The 24,011-nt window shown below is 41.9% G+C and carries 14 protein-coding genes; 6 read left to right on the top strand and 8 right to left on the bottom strand.

The features are described from left to right. Positions 1–10 precede the first annotated feature (10 nt). From DWW91_RS14375 to DWW91_RS14345, 7 genes are all read right to left on the bottom strand, one after another. Entirely contained in the window at positions 11–3,463 is a 3,453-nt protein-coding gene (locus tag DWW91_RS14375; protein WP_122328128.1) for a TonB-dependent receptor, read from the bottom strand. Between the two features lie 111 nt (positions 3,464–3,574). Next, on the bottom strand, positions 3,575–4,513 hold the full coding sequence (locus tag DWW91_RS14370) for a FecR family protein (RefSeq protein ID WP_224263543.1): 939 nt from the start codon (positions 4,511–4,513) through the stop codon (positions 3,575–3,577). A gap of 124 nt (positions 4,514–4,637) precedes the next feature. After that, positions 4,638–5,213, bottom strand: coding sequence for an RNA polymerase sigma-70 factor (locus tag DWW91_RS14365; protein ID WP_007655229.1), 576 nt, complete (start codon positions 5,211–5,213; stop codon positions 4,638–4,640). 172 nt (positions 5,214–5,385) lie between these two features. Next, on the bottom strand, positions 5,386–7,203 hold the full coding sequence (locus tag DWW91_RS14360) for a DUF4091 domain-containing protein (protein WP_122328126.1): 1,818 nt from the start codon (positions 7,201–7,203) through the stop codon (positions 5,386–5,388). Between the two features lie 87 nt (positions 7,204–7,290). Continuing rightward, positions 7,291–8,799 carry a RagB/SusD family nutrient uptake outer membrane protein gene (locus DWW91_RS14355; protein ID WP_122328125.1) on the bottom strand — a complete coding sequence of 503 codons (1,509 nt, stop codon included), beginning with the start codon at positions 8,797–8,799 and terminating at the stop codon, positions 7,291–7,293. A gap of 14 nt (positions 8,800–8,813) precedes the next feature. Next, on the bottom strand, positions 8,814–12,173 hold the full coding sequence (locus DWW91_RS14350; protein WP_199722584.1) for a TonB-dependent receptor: 3,360 nt from the start codon (positions 12,171–12,173) through the stop codon (positions 8,814–8,816). Positions 12,174–12,333: 160 nt separating this feature from the next. Then, positions 12,334–13,278 (bottom strand): FecR family protein, encoded by a 945-nt coding sequence (locus tag DWW91_RS14345; protein ID WP_122328123.1) that lies wholly within the window; start codon positions 13,276–13,278, stop codon positions 12,334–12,336. Positions 13,279–13,792: 514 nt separating this feature from the next. On the opposite strand from DWW91_RS14345, the gene DWW91_RS14340 reads away from it, so the two are divergent. The 6 genes from DWW91_RS14340 (at position 13,793) to DWW91_RS14320 (ending at position 22,013) form a co-directional block, all read left to right on the top strand. Continuing rightward, a complete protein-coding gene (locus DWW91_RS14340) occupies positions 13,793–14,461 on the top strand; it encodes a FecR family protein (protein ID WP_122328122.1) in 669 nt (222 codons plus the stop codon). A gap of 218 nt (positions 14,462–14,679) precedes the next feature. After that, a complete protein-coding gene (locus DWW91_RS14335; protein ID WP_122328121.1) occupies positions 14,680–18,063 on the top strand; it encodes a TonB-dependent receptor in 3,384 nt (1,127 codons plus the stop codon). Between the two features lie 37 nt (positions 18,064–18,100). Continuing rightward, positions 18,101–18,292, top strand: a complete 192-nt coding sequence (locus DWW91_RS28070) for a RagB/SusD family nutrient uptake outer membrane protein (protein ID WP_233584493.1) — start codon at positions 18,101–18,103, stop codon at positions 18,290–18,292. After that, on the top strand, positions 18,240–19,730 hold the full coding sequence (locus DWW91_RS14330) for a RagB/SusD family nutrient uptake outer membrane protein (RefSeq protein WP_233584492.1): 1,491 nt from the start codon (positions 18,240–18,242) through the stop codon (positions 19,728–19,730). Before DWW91_RS28070 ends, DWW91_RS14330 begins: the two co-directional genes overlap by 53 nt. Before the next feature lie 166 nt (positions 19,731–19,896). Continuing rightward, positions 19,897–21,261 carry an alpha-L-fucosidase gene (locus tag DWW91_RS14325; RefSeq protein WP_122328120.1) on the top strand — a complete coding sequence of 455 codons (1,365 nt, stop codon included), beginning with the start codon at positions 19,897–19,899 and terminating at the stop codon, positions 21,259–21,261. 185 nt (positions 21,262–21,446) lie between these two features. Continuing rightward, the gene (locus DWW91_RS14320; protein WP_122328119.1) at positions 21,447–22,013 is read left to right on the top strand and encodes an RNA polymerase sigma-70 factor; all 567 of its coding nucleotides are present in this window, start codon (positions 21,447–21,449) and stop codon (positions 22,011–22,013) included. A gap of 112 nt (positions 22,014–22,125) precedes the next feature. Here the strand turns inward: DWW91_RS14320 and DWW91_RS14315 are convergent, their stop codons facing one another. Further along, positions 22,126–23,991: a RagB/SusD family nutrient uptake outer membrane protein gene (locus DWW91_RS14315; RefSeq protein WP_122328118.1), complete on the bottom strand. Its 1,866-nt coding sequence runs from the start codon at positions 23,989–23,991 to the stop codon at positions 22,126–22,128. Positions 23,992–24,011: the final 20 nt, after the last annotated feature.

Below are 24,011 nucleotides of genomic sequence, written 5' to 3'. Positions count from 1 at the left end.
TGTATTAATTTTAGAATGTTACACTTAATCCGGTCGAAACCGTTCTTGACAAAGGATATGATTTGGCAGACTCCGTTACCGTACCATTCCAGTTTCCGTATCCCGAGCCTAATGTTTCAGGATCAAAACTATCAGGCAAACCACTGATCGTAAACAGGTTCTCCACGGAAAGGAAGACTCTTAACTTTGACAGTCCCGCTTTATTTGTCAGACTGGCAGGCAAGGTATAACCTATCTGCAAGTTCTTCAAACGCAGATAAGCCGCATTCTGAAGATAACGGGTCTGTTTCTTCTGATTCTTTCCGCCATCCAATATCGGACGAGGAAAATAAGCATTCGGGTTCGCTCCCCAGTCGTCACCTTCGGAACGGAAGAAATCCAGATGGTCCGTGAAGCAAGTACTCTGCCACAATCCACCGCTTGCCCCCCAAAACATATTATCGCCTAACCAGTAATCCCGTTTTGCTACGCCCTGGAAAAACATACGGATATCAAAACCGTTCCAGGAAGCATCCAGGTCGATACCGAATTTATAACGCGGACTGGAATTACCGATGATTTTCTTATCGCCCGAATCGGTAATCGTATTACTGCCCTCATTCACTTCACCGTCGCCATTCAAGTCCTCATACATAATATCACCGGCAGCCCAGCTATTTCCGAATGATTGCTTATGGTTGGCAAGCCAGCTCTGCATTTCTTCATCCGTCTTAGCAATACCATGAGTTACATATCCCCATATTTCTCCGGAATACTGTCCTTCATACCAAGTGTTTAATGTTCCTGTCGGATTTGAATACCGGGTTACCCGCTGACGGTCGTCCGACAAGAGAATATGTGCACCGTAATCAACTTTACCGATCCGGTCTCTCCACGCGACATCCAGTTCGAAACCTTTCGATTCCATATCGGCATTATTTGTTTTAGGAACGGTTGCCCCCAGGATAACAGGCAACTCGGGTGCCGGTCCTACCATATCCAGTGTTTTACGGTTGAAATAGTCAAAACTAAACGTAAGACGGTTCTGCAAAGCGCCGACATCGATACCGATATTCCATGAGCGCATTGTTTCCCAGGACAATAACGTCGATATCAGATCAGGGGCATTGGCAGTATTGGGTTTCACTCCACTCAGTAACCAATGGCTGTTTGCATCATTGGCTGCGAATTTGAGTAACTGGTAGTAAGGATACAAATTGGTTGTATTCTGATTTCCCAATTCACCCCACGATCCTCTTAACTTCAGATTGTTCACAACATCTGTATAGGGTTCCCAGAATGCTTCGCGTGCAATATTCCAACCGGCAGACACAGAAGGGAAAACATTCCATCTATTATCGCGGGAGAAGCGAGACGTTCCGTCGTAACGGGCATTTACTTCCAGCAAATAACGTTCTTTATAGTTGTAATTGATACGACCGAAGAAACCGGCTGTAGCCCAATGTGAATATCCGCCTTTCGTGATCTTGTCCGTTCCGGTGGAAGTATTCAGGGTCGGCAAATTAGAAGTGATCATATCTGTTCTGGAAGCTCCCAGTTCCCGGTATTTATTCAGTTCCGCCTGGAAACCGACCATCACTTTAAAAGCGTGACCGCCATTAAGTTCCTTGAAATACTCCGTATAGACGTTCGGGTTGAAAAAGTTATTCTTTGTCGCCTGTTCCAATACGGAAGACTGTTCAGCCGGATTCGTCCACGGGTTGTTGCTCACGTCATATTTGGTTACCAGATTCACATCTTTATGCAAAAACTCCGTTGTAGTCCTGTAATTCAGTTCTCCAAAAATCTTCCAGTCCTTAATTGGCTCCAGGATAAGCTGAAACTGCTGGTACAGGTTGTCTTTCTGAGTCTTATAATCCCCACCCTGCAACAAGCTTTCAGCCATACTCATTCCGTGTCCGTTAGGATCGAGGAACGGTTCCATAGGCCAGCGTTTTGCTATATTGTGATAGAAAACATTATCATCCACCGCAGAGGGTTTCTTATAATCATTCCGGATAAATTTCGAACTGTAATTGAAACTTAACCAATCTGTCGGCTTAGCATTGATTTTACCGGTAACGGTATAACGTTGCATCTTATCCGTATTAAATTTGAGCAGACCGCTCTGGTCCAGATAATTGGCAGATACATAGAATTGATATTTCTCACTTCCCCCATTGGCACTGACGGCATGTTCCTGTGAAAACGCGGCATTATTAAAATAGATATCGTACCAATCGTTATTGGAATTTCCCTGCCAATCCCAACGGGTCGGATTATTAGGATCCGGTACGGTTGTCGGAAGATACGTTCCTTCCTGATATGCTTTAATGCGTTCAAGCCATTCCGGTGTAAAACGTCCGGTTTCTCCCATATTTTCTGCTGCCCGGTTAAAATATTGGGCATAAGTATACGAATCTGCAATGTCGGGCGTATTGATTGCCGAAGACCAGCGGAAACTGTTATTATAGTTCACTGATATTTTTCCGGCACTCCCTTTCTTGGTTGTGATCAATATCACTCCGAAAGGAGCTCTTGACCCGTAGATTGAAGAAGCCGCAGCATCTTTCAAAACGGAAACACTCTCGATATCCTGGGGATTCAGCGCATTCATATCACCTTCCATCCCATCGATCAATACCAGTGGAGACGATTTCGAACCATCGCCGATCGTACCACCACCACGGATATTCAATTTCATATCATTATTCAGTTCTCCTCCGTTTCCGGAACCGGCATACGAGAAATTCAATCCCGGTACCAATCCCTGAAGCGCCTGACTGACATTCGCAACAGGTCTCGATTCCAAGGCTTTTGAAGCAACCGTAGAAACCGATCCTGTAAGATTCACTTTCTTCTGCGTACCGAAACCAACCACGACAACTTCACTCAAAGCCTGCGAATCTTCCTGCAAAACAACATTAATGGAAGTTTGATTACCTACTTTTTGCGTAATCGTCCTGGAACCGATAAAAGAATATTGCAATATCGCATTCGGACCGCTTACCTCCAGGGAATAATTCCCGTTCATATCCGTAATCGTTCCGTTTGTCGTTCCCTGTTCAACGACATTCACTCCGGCTACCGGCTGGTTCGTCTCATCGGTAACGGTTCCTTTCACCACCTTCTTCTGCGAAGTTCCTGTCGAAGCATTCCGGTTTTCCTTTGAAATACGGATACTCTTCCCTACAATCTCTATCGAAACCGGCTGCCCTTCAAACACCTTGTAAAGGACCTCCCTGATCGGTTCATCCGTGACATCTACAGAAGTTTTTTTCTGCATATTCAGATCTGAACTTTTTATCACATACGAATAGCCATTCTGTTTAGTGATCTGCTCCAATGCCTGTTCTATCGTGAGATTTGTTAACTTCATGGAAATCTTTTCAGCACCCTGTGCCGTCACTGTAGAAGAAACAAAGATCATCAACAGGAAAAACAGAAGAAGCGGTTTTTCATAAAAGGACTGTCTTGTTCTCATGTTAATTAATTTAATTGTTTATACAAAGTTTACATTCATGCATAGAAATATCCGTCAGCTGACCGTACGCTCCAGCTTACTACCTATATCTCTATCAAATAAATTGAGTTATTATCTTCTCTTTCTTATCTCAATCGTATCCTTATTATACGTTATAATCAACTTTTTATCATTGTTGATCGCATCCAGCATATCAGGCAACACTTCATGATTTACAAAGGATATATGATATCTATATTTTTCAATATCGTCATCTTCTATTTTGATGCGGACATTAAATATACGTTCCAGTTCGGCAGCAATCTCTTTCAGTGAATTATCTGCAAAATGGTAATATCCGTCTTTCCAGGACAAATCATCCTGATAAAGCAATTTTTCTTTCCTGGTGGTCTTATTCATTTTATTATAATGGACCTTTTCGCCTGGTTCCATATAAATTCCGTCTTCTTCTCTGACAGAAGGGGTGGATAAACAAACCGAACCTTCATAAAGACGGACTTCCATGGTCGGATCTTCCGGATATGCTTTTACATTGAATACCGTCCCCTTGACATGCACCCCACATCCGGCAGAATAAACGACAAATTCTTTTTCCTGTTGCCTGGTGACTTCAAAATAACCTTCTCCTTCCAGAGTGACATCCCGGTTATTTTTATTAAAATGACTGGAATATCGTAATTGCGAACCGGCATTCAACCAAACAACTGTTCCGTCAGGCAAGGTCAGTTTACTTTTTTCACCCAGCGGCGCTTCTACGATATAGAAAGATTCTTCATCCTGCATATCTTTCATATTCCACGCCATCCAAGCCGATCCCAACATCAGCAGGAACATGGCAGCGACAACCGCCATCCGCTTCACTGCAAAATATTTCCTATTCCCTTCCGCCAGATCGATACGGGCATTCAGTTTCGCATATTTCCTGCGCGTTTTCTCATCTGCTTTTACCTCTATCCCATCCCATATTTTATGAAGAGCCTTCTCTTTTTCCAGGCTGTCTTCAGTTTGAAGAAACCAGTGCTGGAAACGGAGTTGAACTTCCTTTGGCATATCGTTGCCAAAAAATTTCGTAAAAATGGAATATATATAATTTGTTCTCATTCTTAGTGGTGTTACATATATAAGACAGCCAAGTAGCTATGCACACGGAGTCTTATTGAAAAAAATTATTTATTTACATGAAAGTGATCACATACAAAACCAAAAGCTTCCTTAAATCACTCATTGCCTGCGAGATGTGAGACTCCACAGTACGTTTGCTAATATTCAACTGTTGTGCGATTTCATCATTGGATAAATGTTCGAACCGGCTCATCTTAAATATTTTCTTTCTTTGAGGCGGCATTTTTTCTATTGACATAACGATGAGCAGTTCCAGGTCTTCGGCATGTATTTTCTCCTCGATCAAATCCTCATAATCTTGTTTGTTCTTCTCGATCTCGATATAGTTTTCTTTAACCAGCAAATGGGAATAATGATTGTATACGGCATTTTTCGCCATACGGAACAGGTAAGACTTAAACGAATCGATCTGGGCAATCGTTTCACGATTACTCCATATCTTATAAAATATATCTTGTGTTATATCCTCCGCTTCAAGATCGTTTTTAAGCAAGCCACGCAAAAAATACTCGACACGGGGAGCGTACGTCATATAAAGTACTTCAAAGGCTTTACGGCTGCCTCCTGCAAGTTCTTTCAAATATTTTTCTTCAATCTCTACATTCATTCCCATAATCACAGATCTCATACCTAAGGCAGTAATAAATATCCCGTCTCTCTAAATAAAGTTCTTTACAAACATAGGGATTTTTTTTTGTTTATAATGTTAAGGGCTCAAATTTTGTTTCTATACTATAGAATAAGTAAAGGGGAAAATCGTTGTCTTCCCCTTTACAGTTCTCATTATTATGTCCGGCAAATCAATAACCATTTATGATCTTATTCGCTTCTGATATAACTGCCGAAGCGGGAACACTTTCCAATGTTTTTTCATCAAACAGGATCAATGCCTTATCTATTTTAGCTTTTGCCTGTTGATTCCCTGACAAATTGAACTCCTCCCTCAAAATCCTGATTTTCTCAAATGCCTGAATACCGGCAATCAGACGCTCAAAACGCATGGAGGTTCTTGCACCCGGATAGATAAAATAAGTATCTCCTCCCGGCCAGGTATAGAAGCGGCTGTCAAGCAACGGTTCGATCACCCAGCTGTTCAATGCCCAGCGGGAATAACCATCCAGATTTTCTTTCGCCGCATACCAACTGAACCATTCACATTCGGCAGGCGGATTAAAGGTAAATGTATTCGGACGAGGTTCTTCACAACTGGTATAAAAGGTAGTGACTTTACCCTCAGCCCTACGTTTAGCCTTCATCTCTTCTGAATATTTCATCCGCAATGCCACACAGAAATCATCCAGTTCGTCAGACAATTCTTCATGTAAAGCACCGGCTAAAGAAACCTTGAAGTCCGGATCGGCCTTATGTATCACTTTCAATGTTTCCTGCATAACCGCCATAGGACGTTCATCCATAGAAATATGGGTAATATCGAACCAGCCTTTTTCTTTCAAATGAGCAGCAAACGATCTCAGCATAGTTCCCCATATATCTTCATACTCCAGATCACCGGGTTTCATATCTATAAACTTCAGACTATTGGTTGCCTGGTCGAAATACTGAAAAGATAACCTCCAGGGAACCATCGAATAACAGTTTATTTCCTGCGTTACACCGACACTCATCATAAACTCTATCCACCGGTCGAAAACAGTGTAATCAAAAGACCAGCTGCCGTCTGCCTTCTTCATCCAGGTAATCATCGTTTCAAAATAATCGTACGTTTGCCCATTCCAGGGTTTATGCATGATGGAGGCAGTTATGACCTTTCCTCCTGCCTGGCGATACATCTCCATATAGGGACGCATACAATCAAAATGAGCCTTACTCCAGGGTTCAACCTGATGATAACGTGCTATTGCGAACGGATTCTGCCATAAGTCAAGATGATAAGTCCACTCGGACGGCATAGGTAAGATGCGATCTTTCACATTGATTTCTAAAATAAGTTCCCCGAGTGTTTTATCCCCGTCTTTCAGAATCACTTTGCCCTCATAAATACCAGCCGGACTATCTTGAGGAACCCATACGCGCACCCATCCTCCCTGAGTAGTACGCTCCGGTAAAGAAAGTACTTTTGTCAGGTGATCTATCGGATCGGCAACCAATGACGAATCAAATGCAGCAGCATCCGGACGGGAGCCACATCCCCCCATTCCATCCTTATTCAGTTCGTCTGTCATTACATAACGAACAAAACCTGACAACAACCGATCCTGACCAATCTTGCTTTTCTTATTTTTATGAACCAGTTCCGTTACAGAAAAGGATAGACTATGTAAAGGTTGATCACCCCATACAACCCACTGGGAAGCAACACGTTCTCCCTTCCATGCCGTCAGTTCGATCTCTTTACTTATCCGGCCGACTGGTGCCGGTTCTTCTTTTTTATACCGTATATCGGTAGAACCCCAACTTACACTTGTCCCTTTTACATTTTTCCATAATGCCGGATCCGTTGTTGCCGGATTAGGCAATTCTGCATACGTATCTACGGGAAAAGGTGTTTGCCCGGTAGATTGGCCGGAATGAGTGACTCCTACCGTCGATTGCGCCTGTCCCTGTATACTAAAACTGATACTTAAAAATATAGCAACTATTATTTTATTCGATTTCATACAAATATGTTTTTACGTTGTTATCAGAGACAAATAAGGCCGTTGCCAGACGGTAACGGCCTTATCCTGTCAACTTATTCCATTCAATTACCAGTCACCATTCTGAGTACACAACAAGTTGGTTTGTATCTCTTTAGCCGGTATGGGCAAATAATAATGACGTTTCTGGAAGCTGGCAAAACGGATTGGGTCCTGCGCTTTCAACTCCTGTTCAAGCAACCCCCAACGGCGAAGGTCATAGAAACGTTCCCCTTCTTTAAAGAACTCGATAGCACGCTGATGGATCAGTTCTTCCTTAACCGATGCAGCATCTGTCTTGCCGGAATAAGGAAGCAAGTTACCTCCACGGGTACGTATCTGGTCTATGTAACCGATTGCCTGTACCGTATTATTCAGATTCAGTTCACACTCAGCCAATAACAAGATCACATCGGCAAAACGCATGGCACGTTCGTTGATATAGGAAGGAATTGTTTCCACTTCCTGTTCACGGGTTTTGGAATTCTGATATTTAAGAATCCAGTAAGAAGCCAGGTCTTCACCGGATAATACTTCCTGAATAGGCTTCATATAATACATACAGCCAGGATAATCCCAGGCAACAGATGTCAATGTACGATAATCATACTCTCCGTTTGCCGCTCTTTCTTTCCTGAAAATATCCATCATCTTCTGGGTCGGTTTTGCCTCAAACCATCCGCCAACAGCACCGGCCGCATATTCGACAGCAATGGTGGTCGACTGGGCAGAATTGGCTGTTTCACCATTATCCCACTGGTCCGATCCGCCTACCGGCTCATAGAGGATCTCAAAAATACTTTCTGCATTATTTTCATGCTCCTCATCGAAATTCCAGGTAAAATCATCAACCAGTTTATACGTATACGGAGCTTTAGTCAATGGTTCCAGGGTATTTTTAGCATCCTGCCATTTTTCCATATACACATACAATTTACCTAAATAAGCATACGAAGTTCCCCGTGTCGGCTTCCCTTTATCATTTGCCAAAGGCAGCAGAGATGCTGACTCGATAAAGTCTTTTTCGGCTTGCCCGTACACTTCTGCCTGGCTCGATTTAGCCAACTGGAAAGTTGCCGGGTCCTGAGAAGCTGTTAACCGCAGAGGAACATCACCAAACTCCTTTGCCAACTGGAAATAATACATGCCGCGGATAAAAAGAGCTTCGCCACGTATAACATTGATAAAATCTTCTGAGAATTCCTTTCCTTCTATTTCCTGCAAAATTGAATTTGCACGATAAATCGCATTATAGAACTGGTAAAATATATTCTGCCCGACTCCATTATTCGGATCATTCGTGAAACGATGCATTGAATAGATATCCGATATATCATTTCTAAACTCAATATCATCCGCACGTGAAATGCGAGTCATCAGTCCACGGGTTCCATAATATCCGCCATTCCAGTTTTTTAGCGGCGTATAACAAGAGGCCATAGCCTGTCTGAAGTCGGCTTCCGTCTTCCAGAAAGTTTCTCCGGTCGGCTTATTCGGATTAGTCAGATCCAGTTTGCCTTCACAACCATTAAGTGTAATGGCAATAAAAACGAATATGATTAATTTTAATGTTTTCATAATGACATGATTTTTTAGAATGTAAGATTAAGTCCCAACATGAATACTCTGTTTGTCGGATAAACAAAGTTATCGAAACCACGGGACGTTGCATTGTCTGCATTATTGATATCAGGAGTGTAACCACTATATCCTGTGATTGTAAACAAATTTTCCGCATTCACATATACACGCAGTTTTTGTATTTTATCCTGGAACCAACGATTCGGGAATGTATATCCTAACTGGACATTACGCAGACGGAAGAATGAACCGTTTTCAAGGAAACGATCACTCTGAGGCCGGGTGTTCTGGTTCGGATCATCCCAAACTAAACGAGGATGCGATGCACCGGGATTGTCCGGAGTCCAGTAATCGAGCGTAGAAGCCAGGAAGTTCGTTCCCTTATTTACACCTTCCAACTCTAAACGGGTTCCATTATACACTTTATTGCCAAAAACACCCTGCATGCCCAATAAAAGGTCAAATCCCTTGTAGCTTGCATTCAGATTTAATCCCATAGTCAGTGTCGGGAACGGACTGCCGCAATAGACACGATCGTCATCCGTAATTTTTCCGTCACCATTAGAATCCTTGAAACGGATATCTCCAGGTTTTGCATTCGGCTGAATCAAATTACCGTCCTTTACATATGCATCTATCTCCGCCTGGTTCTGGAACAGACCTTCTGTTGGGATCAACCAGAAACCACCGATCGGATAGCCGGCCAACGTACGGGTCGTAGCAACATTGGTACGGTTTTTACCTCCTTCGATCACCTGGTTGGCATCTCCCATTTCTACTACTTCATTTTTCATCGCATTACCGGTCCAGGTAATTCCATAAGAAAAATCTTTTGAAGGGGCATCATTCCAACCCACAGTCCATTCCACACCTGTATTTTTAATTTTACCGGCATTACGGACGGGATCGTTTGCACCACCTGTCGAAATAGGAATAGGCACTGTCAACAATATATCTTTAGTATTCTTACGATACCAGTCACCCGTGATCATCAACCGTGAGTTCATAAAAGCCATATCTACACCGATATTGGTCATTTCCGTTTCTTCCCATTTAATTGCCGGATTTGCAAAATCTTTGGGGAATGCACCACTAATCAAACCGCCGTTACCATCCGGATAATTAATATTGGATGTAATAACACTGGTGTACATATAGTCGTCAATTTCCTGATTACCCAGGATACCATATCCCGCTCTCAACTTCAACTGGTCCATCCAGCTCTTCGACTGTTCCATAAAATGTTCTTCTGCGATATTCCAACCGACCGAAACGGAGGGGAAATGTCCGTATCGATTCTCTTTGGCAAATTTGGAAGAACCGTCCCGGCGATAAGTCGCTGTAATCAAATAACGATTATCATATGAATAGAATACACGGGAAATGATTGAGGTCAACGCGCTCTCTTTCGACCATGTATCATTCATACGGTCCTGTGTAGCAGCACCTACTTCAGTTATTCCTTCAGGCAACCCCTTACCGGAAGCCAGTATATAACGGGTATGATAATTCTGATAAGAATATCCCAACAAAGCACTGATCTTATGTTTGCCGAATGTCTGGTCAAACGTCAACAGATTTTCAATCAGGAAATTATTCTTTTGATAACGATATTCGGTCATGTTGGACACTGCATTATTACGCAAACCGAAATCATAGATATTTTCATAAGATGTATTCCGTTCAAAGGAGAGATCAGGAGTTGCATTCAGCCGGTATTTAAATCCTAAAGGCAATTTAACCTCTGCATACAGGTTGATATAAGCATTATATGCATTCCATGTCCTGCGCGTCAGGTTTTCATCCAGGATACCCAGCGGATTAGGAATATCGGTTGCATCACCATACACTTTACCATAGCCTCCCTTTTCGTTGGTCGGATCATATTTTTGAAGAGTCGGTATAGACTGAAGGATAATACCCAGATAACCACCGCGTGCAAAACCGTACAAAGGATTATTCTGTTGTGAACTGAACACGACATTGTTTCCAAAAGTAAACCAACCACGCTTATATTCCGATTTAAACTGGGCATTATAGCGTTGGTAATTCGTACCTTTTATTGTTCCGTCCTGATTGACATAACCAAGACCTGTATAATAAGTAAAATACTTTGTGCCGCCTCTGACCGTCAGGTTATAATTCTGCATCAGGGCAGGTCCCATCATTTCATCCTGCCAGTCATTACTTTCTTTCATATCGGTTGCCATTTCAAGCGGACTGGCACCGATAGCCTGACGGGAAACAGTTGTCAGGCGCGCCCAATCTTCCGCTCCCAGCATATCCAGATATTTGGACGGAGTTTGCACACCGACATTTACCGAAGCATCGATAATCGGTTTTCCTTCCGTATTGGAACCGGATTTTGTGGTAACAATAATAACGCCATTGGCAGCACGTGAACCGTAGATGGCAGCAGAAGAGGCATCTTTCAGCACATCTATACTTTCAATATCGTTCGGATTCAGATGGTCCATGCTGCTCATATACATTCCATCCACAATATACAGCGGACTGGCATTGTTCAAGGTACCGATACCACGAACCATGATACGGCTGCTCTGTCCCGGAGCACCCCCCTGGGATACGATATCGACCCCGGCAATTTTACCCTGAAGGGCCTGCCCGATATTCACATTACTCTGTGTACTCAACTTCTCGGTACTGATATTTGCCACGGAACCGGTAAGGTCGGCTTTTTTCTGTGTACCATATCCGATTACGACCACTTCATCCAGAGTCTTGGTATCTTCTACCAATATAACACGAAGCGTATTCTGATTGGTAATTGTAATTTCTTTTGTCAGATAACCGATATAAGAAACTTCCAAAACTGAGCCGGATTGGGCCTCGATGGAAAATTCTCCATTGATATCTGTCACGGTACCGTTAGTCGTACCTTTAATTATCACATTCGCCCCGATAACCGGTTCGCCGTTTGAATCGAGTATCGCTCCATCGATTTTTCTTGCCTGTTGCTGGATTTCAGCATCCGTTTTTCCTGTTACTTTGGTAAGTACGATATGCGTACCTTCCATATCAAAATCGATTTCCGAATTCTTCAGGATGTTTTTAAGGACTGCCGATACCGGCTCATTTTTAACTTTGACAGAGACCTTGCGGTTCACATCGACCTGATTATTATAGATAAACAGATAATCGGTCTGTTTTTCGATTTCGCCTAATACTTCGTCCAGCTGGGCATTACGTTTACTAATACTCACCCGGGCATTTTGTGAATGCGTATTTTCTGCGAAAGAGCAGAACACACATACTAAGAGTAGGAACGTGGTGATTCGCATAATTCTAAAGATTTGTTTAAGTTTCGGGCTTTTAGGATAATACCTACCCGACAAAGAGTTTTTTTTCATACCTTTGTTGATGATTTGAAGTTAATACAGTTTTTAATTGAATTGTGTTGATTGAATGCCGGTAATTGCCCCCCAGCGTTTGCCGGCATTTTTCAGCTAGTGATCATGTATATTATTCATAAGCATTCTTTTAAAGTTAATAATATCATTAATTACAATCTTATTCTATATAAATTATCTGGTTCTCGTCATCCCGCTGATAAGTAAACTTTATATCCTTCTGCAATACCCTCAACGCATAATCGATACCGTCTGTCTGTCGGAATTTACCTGTGTAAACGTATTTAAAGACATTCTTGTTTTTTACCTGAATTGTTAATCCATAGTATTTTTCAAAATCTTTCATAATGGATGTAAACGTTTCATTCTTAAAGCAAATCAAGCCTTCCTTCCAGCGGTAAGGATTATAGTCGTCCACAGCGGTTACATGCAATTTACCGTCTTGCAGAAAAACCTTATTGTTCGGTTTCAGAGTTATTTTTTGCGTGGAGTCGCTTGCTGAAGCTACCTTTACGCTACCCGACATTAACGTTGTTTCAAACTCGCCTGTTTCTGAATAGGCATTCACATCAAATTGGGTACCCAATACCTCTACGTTATAATTGTTTGTTTGCACGATGAACGGTTTGCTTTTATCTTTTGTCACATCGAAATAGGCTTCGCCATCCAAGACCACCTGGCGATTATTTTTACCGAATTTCACCGGATATGACAGTGAAGTCCTGGCATTTAGCCAGACATTTGTGCCATCGACCAATGTGATATTGATACGTTGGCCTGCCGGGACAGTGATTGTCTGCATCGCCATCAATTCTTTTTCCAACGAAGACTGATAATAAAAATAACTTCCTCCCAAAGTGATTGCGACAACTGCGGCTATTTTGATTAACTCAGTTCTAAGAGAACTAAGGTTTATAGAAAATCTTTTCTTTCCGTTCTTAATTATTTCTTCATTCCCCAAAAGCAACATGGCATCAAACAATTTCCGTTCTTTCAAAAAGGCCAGGCGGTTCTCAGCAGACTCTTCCATCCACTGTTTTACAGCCGCTTCCTCCTCAAATGATGCGTTGCCTTCAAAAAATTTATATAATATATCTTTGTTCATTTTATATCGTTTAGGATTACCCTTCTATACTAATAGCAGTTCAGACTTGCATATCCCTAGTAAAAATATAAAAAAATATTACAAACTCAATTTTTCCTTTATATGATATTGTTTCCAGTGGTGTCAATAAAGACAGAAACAGCTCTGATTTTATCAAATTTGTTTGTGAAGTCTAACTCTCACCCCATTGCAGTGGGTATTTTTCCCCATTGCTGTGGGGATTATTCCCCTTTGTAGTGGGGAAAATTCCCCACATAAACAAAAACAGTGGGGAATTTTAGCGAAAGAAACTTTCTGCGGTAGAAATCCGATCCGCCCAATAGAGCTGAAATAAAATGATACTTTACATTTTATTTCTTTTTTTATCCTGCCGGGCCTGTTTTTGAATCCTTCCAAAGAAATATTAAAACTCTTTCTAGAGAAATAGATAAACCTTAGTTCTCTTAGAACTGAGTTAATCAAAATAGCCGCAGTCATCGCCCTTACGCTTGGCGGGAGTTTTATCTACCGGCAAATGCAAACGGAACAGACTCCGATAGCATTGCAAACAATCACTGTCCCGGCAGGACAACGCATCAATATTACATTAGCTGACGGAACAAATGTCTGGCTGAACGCACGGACTACCATTCAATACCCAATCACCTTTAACGAAAAGGAACGTCTGGTCAAACTGGACGGCGAAGCCTATTTCGATGTGACAAAAGATAAAAGCAAACCGTTCATCGTGCAAACAAATAATTATAACGTAGAGGTATTGGGAACTAAATTCGATGTCGACTCTTATTCGGAAACAGAAATATTTGAAACAACCCTGATGGAAGGAAGTGTGAGAATTTCTTCCCTGACCGATGCAAACGAAAACCTGATGCTCACACCACATAATAAAGCCTATCTATATGAAGGTAAACTGCGGGTGAAACCGGTAGACGATTATACGCCTTACCGCTGGCGGGAAGGCCTGATCTGTTTCAAGAACGAGACATTTGCATCAATCATGAAGGATTTTGAGAAATACTATGGGATAAACATCTATATCACAAACAAACAAGTACAAAAATACTTGTATACAGGAAAGTTCAGGCAAACAGACGGCGTTGATTATGCATTGAGAGTTTTACAAAAAGATATAAAGTTTGCCTATGAACGGGATGACGACAATCACATTATTTATATCAAATGATTTTAACAATATGTTTCACCTAAATTAAAATGCTTATGGGATAAAAAATTTGTTAACCGTAATGCCGGTGAAAGCTGGGGGGCAATAGCCGGCAGACATCCAATTAACACAAACTAAATTATTAATTTATTAATTTCAAATCACAACAAAGTATGAAAGAAAACACTTTGTCGAGGTGTAATTATCGGGCACCGCGACCCTTAAAAATTTTCAGAATTATGAGAATCACGACATTCCTGCTCTTAGTATGTGTGTTCTGCACTTTTGCAGAAAATACACATTCACAAAATGCGAGGGTCAGTATTAACAAGAAAAATGTTCAACTGGAAACAGTACTGAACGAGATAGAACACCAGACTGATTACCTGTTTATCTACAACAACCAGGTAAACGTAAACAAGAAGGTGTCGTTAAAGGCTAAAAACCAGCCTGTCTCCAAAGTACTGGAAGAATTGTTGGCTGATTCGGGTATCACATATTCTGTAGAAGGAAACCATATCGTACTTGGCAAACAGACTATGGCTTCCGCTCCGCAACAAAGTAGTACAATCAGAGGTAAAGTAATCGACACCAATGGAGACCCCGTTATCGGTGCCAACATTGTCGAAAAAGGGACAACCAACGGAACTACAACGGACGTAGAAGGGAATTTCTCTATTAACGCAAAATCAGGCTCTACGCTGGTAATCACTTTCATCGGCTATGTCAGAGAAGAAGTGAAAGCTAACGCCGGAAGAAGAATGGAAATCATCTTACAGGAAGACTCCGAGACATTGGAAGAAGTCGTTGTCGTAGGATACGGTACCATGAAAAAAGCAGACTTGACAGGTTCTGTGGCAACCGTCGGTTCGGAAGTGATCGAAGACCGCCCGTTGACCAACCTGGGAGCCGGTTTGCAGGGCGCAATCGCCAACTTGAATATCACTTCTTCCAGCGGTGCGCCGGGAACAGGTTCTTCCTTCAATATTCGTGGTACGACAAACTTATCCGGCGGAGGTCCGCTGGTACTGGTGGACGGTATCGAAATGGACCCGAACCTGATTAACCCGCAGGATGTGAAGGATGTAACCGTACTGAAAGATGCGGCTTCCGCGTCTATCTATGGCGCACGTGCCGCTTTCGGTGTAATCCTGATCACCACTAAGACAGGTTTCGTATCACAAAAACCGGTCGTTTCACTGAGCGCAAACTATTCCATCAACGTTCCGACCGTTCATGCCAATTATATGAACTCCATGGAATATACACAATGGATGAATGATGCCAACACAACAAGCAACGGTAGTAACTATTTCGATGACATCACCATGGAGCATGTCAGAAATTATTACAACGATCCGGTCAATAATCTTCCGGTATTCCATCATCCGGACGATGCAGCCAGCAAATACCGTTATTGCGGCAATACCGACTGGTATGAAGCCTTGAATAAGAAAAGTTATCCGATGCAACAGTACAACATCAGTGTACAAGGCGGTAGCGAAACAGCCAAATATATGACATCGGCCGGTATGTTCCAGCAGGACGGTATCTCTAAATGGACAGACGAAGATTACAAACGTTTCAATGTATTGCAACACGTAAACTACAAGGTGAACAACTGGTTGCAGGTTGGCTTGAGAGCAACTCTGTCAATGGTAAAAATGAATACCGGTCCACAAAATAAATATGGTAGCAACTCTTTGGGAGCTACGATTCCGGGCGACAGCCGTCCCTTGATGCCGGTTTACCATCCGGACGGACATTTTGCCGGTTACTGTGGTGACGGTTACTTTACGAACCAGGCTGCCTGGTTATCACAAGGAGGTTCTGCCGAAATGAGAAACAATAATATGTATGCAACGGCATTCGCTAAACTGAACCCGTTCGAAGGATTGGAAATCAACTTCGATTATACATATAACTACTATAACTATTCTTTCAAGAACCATGTACGTGAATACATCGACTATGATGCCGACGGAAATCAGGGTTCAATCTTCCCGCATACTTCTCCGAATCAGGTCTCTTATAACAAAAGAGAATCGCAGTACGACGTATTCAATGCATATGCTACCTATAAGAAGAAAATCAACAAAGTACATGCTTTGGAAGGCATGATCGGTTTCAACCAGGAAAATGCGACTTATAAAGGTGTGGGTCTGAGTAGAAACAATCTGATCGCCAACGATATTCCATTTCTGAACTTGGCAACCGGCGACCGTTCGACCAGTGATTATATGAACCAGTGGGCCATCCGTGGTGCTTTCTTCCGTCTGTTCTACGCTTACGACGACAAATATCTGGTACAGGTAAATGGCCGTTACGACGGTTCTTCACGTTTCCCGAAAGATGACCGTTTTGCATTCTTCCCGACATTCTCATTGGGTTGGAGACTTTCACAGGAAAAATTCTGGAAACCGATCGCCCATATCGTAAATGACTTCAAGATCAGAGGTTCTTACGGGGCTTTAGGAAACCAGGTACTACTGCAAGGTGGTAATGACATGTATTATCCCTATATTTCTACCTATACCACAGGTGAAGTAGGTTACCTGTTTAGCGGTGAAAAACAGATGGGAGTATATGCTCCGGGATTGGTAAGCGACCAGCTAACCTGGGAAACAGTTAAACAATGGGACTTAGGTTTTAACTTCTCAATGTTTGACAGCAAACTGACCGGAGAATTCGACTATTACGTTCGAACAACAGAAGACATGTTGACAAAATCAAAAACATTACCTTCCATTTTAGGTGTTTCTGAACCTCAGATGAATGCTGCCGATTTGAGAACCAGTGGATGGGAAGTAGCTTTAACCTGGAAATCGGCCTTACAGAATGGTTTCGCCTATAGTGCAACACTATCTTTATCAGACTATCAGGCTGAAATCACCAAATATGATAATCCGACAAAGAACTTGTCAGACAATTATTATGAAGGCAAGAAGTTGGGTGAAATCTGGGGATTCGTAACAGATGGTTTATTCCAGTCCGACGAAGAAGCCTCTTCATGGAACCAGTCAAAAATAGTCGGTTATACGCAATATGCCGGTGATATCAAATTTGCCGACCTGAATGGTGACGGAGAAGTTACAAGAGGTGAAAACACGGTCAACAACTCTGGTGACCTAAAGATCATCGGTAATGAAACACCGCGTTATAACTTCGGTATCCGTGGTACAGCCGAGTATAAAGGCTTCGATTTCACGTTATTCTTCCAGGGTACTATGAAACGTGATATTATACCGTCAAAGACATTCTATCTGTCTCATTATACATCTGAGTGGTCTGTTCCCCAAAAGATGAATTATGACTATTGGAGAGAAGATAACCGCGATGCGTTCTTTCCACGTGCCCGTATGAACGGTTCTGCTGTAAATGAAAACCAGACCCGTTTCATGTTGAATGGTGCTTATATCCGTTGTAAACAGCTCGCTCTTGGTTATACTATTCCTAAATATATCACGGAAAAGGCTAAAATCTCCAAGCTGAGAGTTTACTTCAATGCAGACAACTTGTTTGAATTCTCCGGAATGCCTGACACTTTCGATCCTGAATTGGCTACAGTAAATGCTTATCCATTTATCCGGTCATTCTCTTTTGGTGCTAACCTGACATTCTAAGATGAAACATTGTAGAATAATTAAAATTAAAAACAGAATGAAAAAAGTATATTATATAGCGAGCTTGTCTTTATTACTCGGATTTTCCGCATGTAATAACGACTTTATGGACTTGTATCCGGAAGATAAAATCAACGACGAGACTTATTGGAAGACAGAAAGCGACTTGAAAAACTTTGCCAACCAGTTCTATACAACACTGGATAATACCGGTATATATAACCGGTGACAATGCCTCAGACAATCAGGCACCTCAATCTAAGGATAATTTTGTTTGGAGCGATTACACCATCCCTACAGCCGGAGGGGGTTGGGCTAAAGGCGATTGGGCTAATATCAGAAGTTGTAATTATTTTTTGAGCCGTTATCATACCGTTGAGGGGAATGCTGAAAAGATCAACCAGTATGTAGGGGAGATTTACTTCTTTAAAGCCAAGTTCTATTACGAAAAAGTTCTTCGATTCGGTGATGTACCCTGGTTGACAACAGACCTGACTACTTCTTCCGAAGAACTATACAATCCACGTAATGATCGCGGAGCTGTTATCGACTCTATCTGTGCTTGCCTGGACAAAGCCAGCGAATGGTTGCCGGAAACAATGCAAGACTCACGTCTAAGTAAATATGCTGCATTGACTCTGAAATCCAGGGTATGTCTGTTTGAAGGAACCTGGAGAAAATACAGAAATCTTGAAAATGCAGATAAGTATCTACGTATTAGTGTAGATGCTGCCGAAAAAATTATCAATAGTGGTAATTTTACTGTTTACTCTACCGGTAATATTGAAGACGACTATCATGCACTGTTCAACCAACAAGATTATTCAAACAATAAGGAAGCGATCTTTTTTGCTGCCTATGTGACAGATAAACGCATGAATAACAGGCCTCGTACAGTCCGCGAGTCATATACAGGTATGACCAAGGACTTTGTAGAATCATTCTTATGCGATGATGGTAAACCTATTGCTCTAAGCGACCGGTATAAAGGTGACGTAAAATTCACTGATGAGTTTGAAAATCGTGACCCGCGTTTGAAACAATGTATATATACACCAGAACGTCCTATCGCTATATTGGCAGATGGTTCTGAAGAATATGAAAATTCTCCGGTATTCAGTAATCTCTCAAATACAGGCTACCGCTTATACAAAATGTATTCTCCGTTAGCGGAAGATAACGAATATATTAAATGTACGCTGGATGACCTGATCTACCGGTACGGTGAAGTTCTTCTGAATTATGCTGAAGCAAAAGCCGAATTGGGTGAATGTGACCAGGCGGTTCTGGACAAAACGATCAATAAACTGCGTGATCGTGTAGGCATGAAACATCTGACAACAGATGTAGGATTTACCGATCCGAACTGGCCGAAATGGGAAGTTCCCATCTCTCCGCTATTAAACGAGATTCGTCGCGAACGTCGTGTAGAACTGGCTTGCGAAGGCCTCCGTTGGAATGACTTGTGCAGATGGAAAGCAGGGAAGTTACTGGAAAACATAAAAACTTATTTAGGTCCGCGCGATCCGGCAACAGGTGAATACCGTGTTCTCTATCCGGGTATGACACGTACATGGTACGATCGTTTATACCTGTATCCGATCCCGACAGACGAGTTTACTTACAATCCTAATCTGTTACCGCAGAATCCGGGTTGGACAAACTAATAATGTGCCAATGAGCTAATGTGCCAATATGCCAATAAGGCAATATGCTAATGTACCAGTTTTAAGAATTTTAGATCCACGGTATTTTATTGGCATATTGACACATTAGCATATTGGCATATTATTTTTCACTATACTTGCATCTGAAATATAATCTGACTCAATCATGAAAAAAACATTTGTAGGATTACTGGCAGCCTTGTCAGTTCTTGTTTCCTGTTCATCCAACGAACCGACGAACGTTGTCACCCCAAACGCACGGCAACTGGCCTGGGCCGATGCCGAAGTCGGCGTATTGATCCATTTTGATATGCCTGTTTACCAACCGGACTACAATTTCAGGAAATGGGGAACGCATCCGGACGCATCCATTTTCAACCCGACAGAATTGAATACCGACCAATGGCTGGAAACCGCGCACAAACTGGGAGCCAAATATGCCGTACTGGTAGCCAAGCATTGCAGTGGGTTCAGCCTGTGGCCAACGGAAGCACATGATTACAGTATCAAACAATCCCCCTGGAAAAACGGCGAAGGTGATATTGTTGCCGATTTTATCGCTTCCTGTAAAAAGTATAATATCAAACCGGGAATCTACGCCAGCACAACAGCAAACGGTTATCTGTATGTAGACAATCCCGGCGTTGTCCAGGAAGGCGGTCCGGTCACTCAGGAAGAATACAACAAAATCGTAACGCAGCAATTGACCGAGTTATGGAGCAATTACGGGGAATTATTTGAAATATGGTTTGACGGCGGTGTGCTCTCCAAAGACCAGGGCGGTGCAGACGTACTATCCCTGGTACAGAAACTACAACCCAATGCCATCGCTTTCCAGGGCCCGTACGGTCATCCAAACCTGATCAGATGGGTAGGCAATGAGGAAGGTGTCGCCCCTTATCCGTGTTGGTCTACTGCCGATTCGACAACCAATGCCGACGGCACGCGTGTTATAAATGGCTTGAACGGCGATCCTTTCGCCCCGTTCTGGTGTCCGGGGGAATCAGATTTCACCCTGCGCTGGAATCGTTCCTTCCAGGGAGGCTGGTTCTGGACGACTGGACAGGATAGCATGATGTTCACTCTCCCCGAACTACTAACAAAATATGAGACCAGTGTAGGAAGAAACACGAATATGCTGCTGGGATTAGTTATCGACGACAGGGGACTTATTCCGGATGCCGACGTCCGCCAGGTGGAAGCGCTGGGCAAAGAGATTACACGCCAATATGGTAGTCCGCTGCAACAAACATCGGGCACCGGATCGGAATTTGTCATATCTTTCGACAAGCCGGTCAGCATCAACCGTGTCATCTTGCAGGAAGATATCTCAAAAGGAGAACGGGTTCTGAAATATACCCTGAAAGGTAAAAAAAATAATGAATGGATCGACCTTTCTTCTGGTACCTGCATCGGCCATAAACATATAAACAGGTTTGAAGCACAAACGCTCGATGCAATCAAATTGGAGATTTCCGAATCCAAAGCAGAACCGATCTTGCTGAATTTTGCTGTTTTTGAAACATTATAAAAACAAATGGACAATAAGAACTAAAGTTATCTCTCTTTGAAATATATAGGATAACAATAAAAAAAAGGACGATCCTCTAAACAATGGAGGATCGTTCTTTTTTATCTATATAGGATTCTGAAAACAAAGAGAGAATCAGTAACATTATTTTTATTATATTTACGACCGATTACAAATCTTAGAGGATGGAGAATACAACAGATTTAAAAGCATTCAATCAACTATTTACTGATTATCAAGGCCGATTTATCCGCTTTGCGAATACGTATGTAAGAGATGTTGCTGTCGCCGAAGATTTTACGATCGAAGCACTGATGTATTACTGGGAGAACCGCCATTCACTGGAAGAGGATTCGAATGTACCAGCCTATATTCTTACCATCATAAAAAACAAATGCCTCAACTATCTTCAGCATCTTCAGGTAAGGGAAGATGTGAACGAACAATTGCTGAACCATGCGGAATGGGAACTGAACACCCGCATATCGACACTTGAAGCATGCGACCCGAATGACTTGTTCACCGCCGAAGCACAAGAAATAGTAAATAAAACCCTGGCCGGTTTACCCGAACAGACCAGAGCTGTATTTGTGATGAGCCGTTATGAGAACAAGTCTCATAAAGAGATCGCCGAAGCATTGGGCATAACCCCGAAAGGTGTCGAATATCATATTTCCAAAGCATTGAAAAAACTACATACCAACCTGAAAGATTATTATCCGGTTTTCCTGTATTTATTTTATATCAACTAAAACCATCATATTTTTATTTTCCATAGTTTGTCATACAGAAAATAGAAAAAGAAAGAGTATGCCAATCATAACTTTTTAGCATACTCCTCCTATTATTACACTATCTTGTCATTTATTCCCAACCCGGATTCTGAACCAGTTTTCTGGATTTCTGTACCTCATTCAAAGGAAGAGGATATAAGTACATACGTCTTTCAAAAAGTCGTAATTCCACATTTTTACGTTTATGGAATTCTTCTTTAGGATCTTTTGAATCCAGATTCATACCTTTTACCCATCCACCTTGCGGAGACTCCTGGCCATCTTCGGCAACCATCCAACGACGCACATTAAAGTAGCGCTGACCTTCCATGAAAAGTTCTACACGCATTTCCTTACGAATCGCTTCACGTTGTAATTCTTTATTACCTATAATTTGAGGTTTAATATCAGCCAACCGAGGAATGCCTGCACGAACACGTACACGATCTACGTATTCAATAATACGCCTATCTGATGGATTCACCTCATTCAGAACTTCTGCATACAGCAGATAGAATTCGCCTAAACGGAAAAGAATGCTGGGACGGAATTGAGATTTTTTGAAACTGCCGGAATTATACAGTTCTTTGCAATATCCCTTATAAGGTAAATAACCTGTTCTGGAATACATACCGCCTGTCTTTCCATTATTACCTCCATCATGGAAAAATATTTCCCGACCGGAAATATGCCATCTGCGTCCCTGGAAGAATACAGCATCGTAGAAACGAGGTTCACGATTCAAATACATATTAGAAACCTGAGTGGTTATTACAGGCGTCACACCTCCCATAATCGGTGAAGCCGGAATTTCATTGACATAATCACTAAACCCTTCCTCGGTATAATTAGGAGATTCTTCAATACTTAGGCCATCTGCCATAAAAAAATCATCCACCATATCCTGAAGTACGCCTAAAGCCGTTTGTCCTACTCCTTCAGTACGAGGGGTACAACTTCTATCTTGTCCGTCAGAATTAACAGCCCCAAAGGAATTGTTTGTAGCAGCCCAAATAATTTCCTTATTGTACACTTGTTGTAATTGGTATAAAGATTGAGCCGCATTGACCGTTCCATCCGGATTATAAACCGTATGCAACTCATAGGCTCCGGTTTCCGCCCAGTCGATTAACTCCTGCAATGCATTCAAAGCTTTTTGCCATTTATTATTGTCTCTATCCGGAAATAACCGTGTCCCGTCAGTATTCGTCACCTCTAATGCTTCTGCATAACCTCCGTTTAATAAAGGGCTGGCAGCATATACCCAAAGTTTTGCACGAACAGCTAAAGCAACTCCTCTTGTCGGTTTTACCCGTTCATTATCTTCCAGACGTTGTTCAGGCAATAATTTGGATAATTCCGCCAATTCAGCATCGATAAAATTCACGACCTCATCCAACGGAGCACGTGCAAAGTCCAAATCGGCAGCATTCGAATCCACTACCTCAGTCATTAATGGTACAGGACCATACAATTCAACTAATAAATAGTGATAATAAGCTCTGAAAAAACGAGCTGTATTTTTCATATCAGCCAACTCTTCTTCTGATATCTGATCTACATCACCCGGAATAACTTTGGCATACTGCAAAAATAAATTACATTGACGAATCTGTTTATATAAAGACCAACGAGTATAAGGTGCATTTGCCGAACTATATCCGGAAACGGGTATTGTATTGGTAGAATTTCTACTAGCCTTCAATTCATCCGAACAGGGAGACCAAGGTGCATCCAAACCATCCATAGGGTTGTTATAATCCGTATTAAACACCATATATTTCATATCAGGTATTCCTGTATAAATATAACGATGAAAACGTCTGGTATAAGCTGGATTTTCAAAAACATCGTCCATGGTTACTTCTTGTGTCAATTCGTCCGATACATCCAAAAAGTCATTACATGACATACACGCAGTCAATGCGATAACTAACAAGTATTTTAATTGTTTCATAATCAATTATATCTATTTAA

The organism is Parabacteroides sp. AF17-3 (genome assembly GCF_003635445.1).
GTDB classification, from domain to species: Bacteria; Bacteroidota; Bacteroidia; order Bacteroidales; family Tannerellaceae; genus Parabacteroides; species Parabacteroides goldsteinii.
This window is presented reverse-complemented; position numbering and strand designations above follow the sequence as displayed.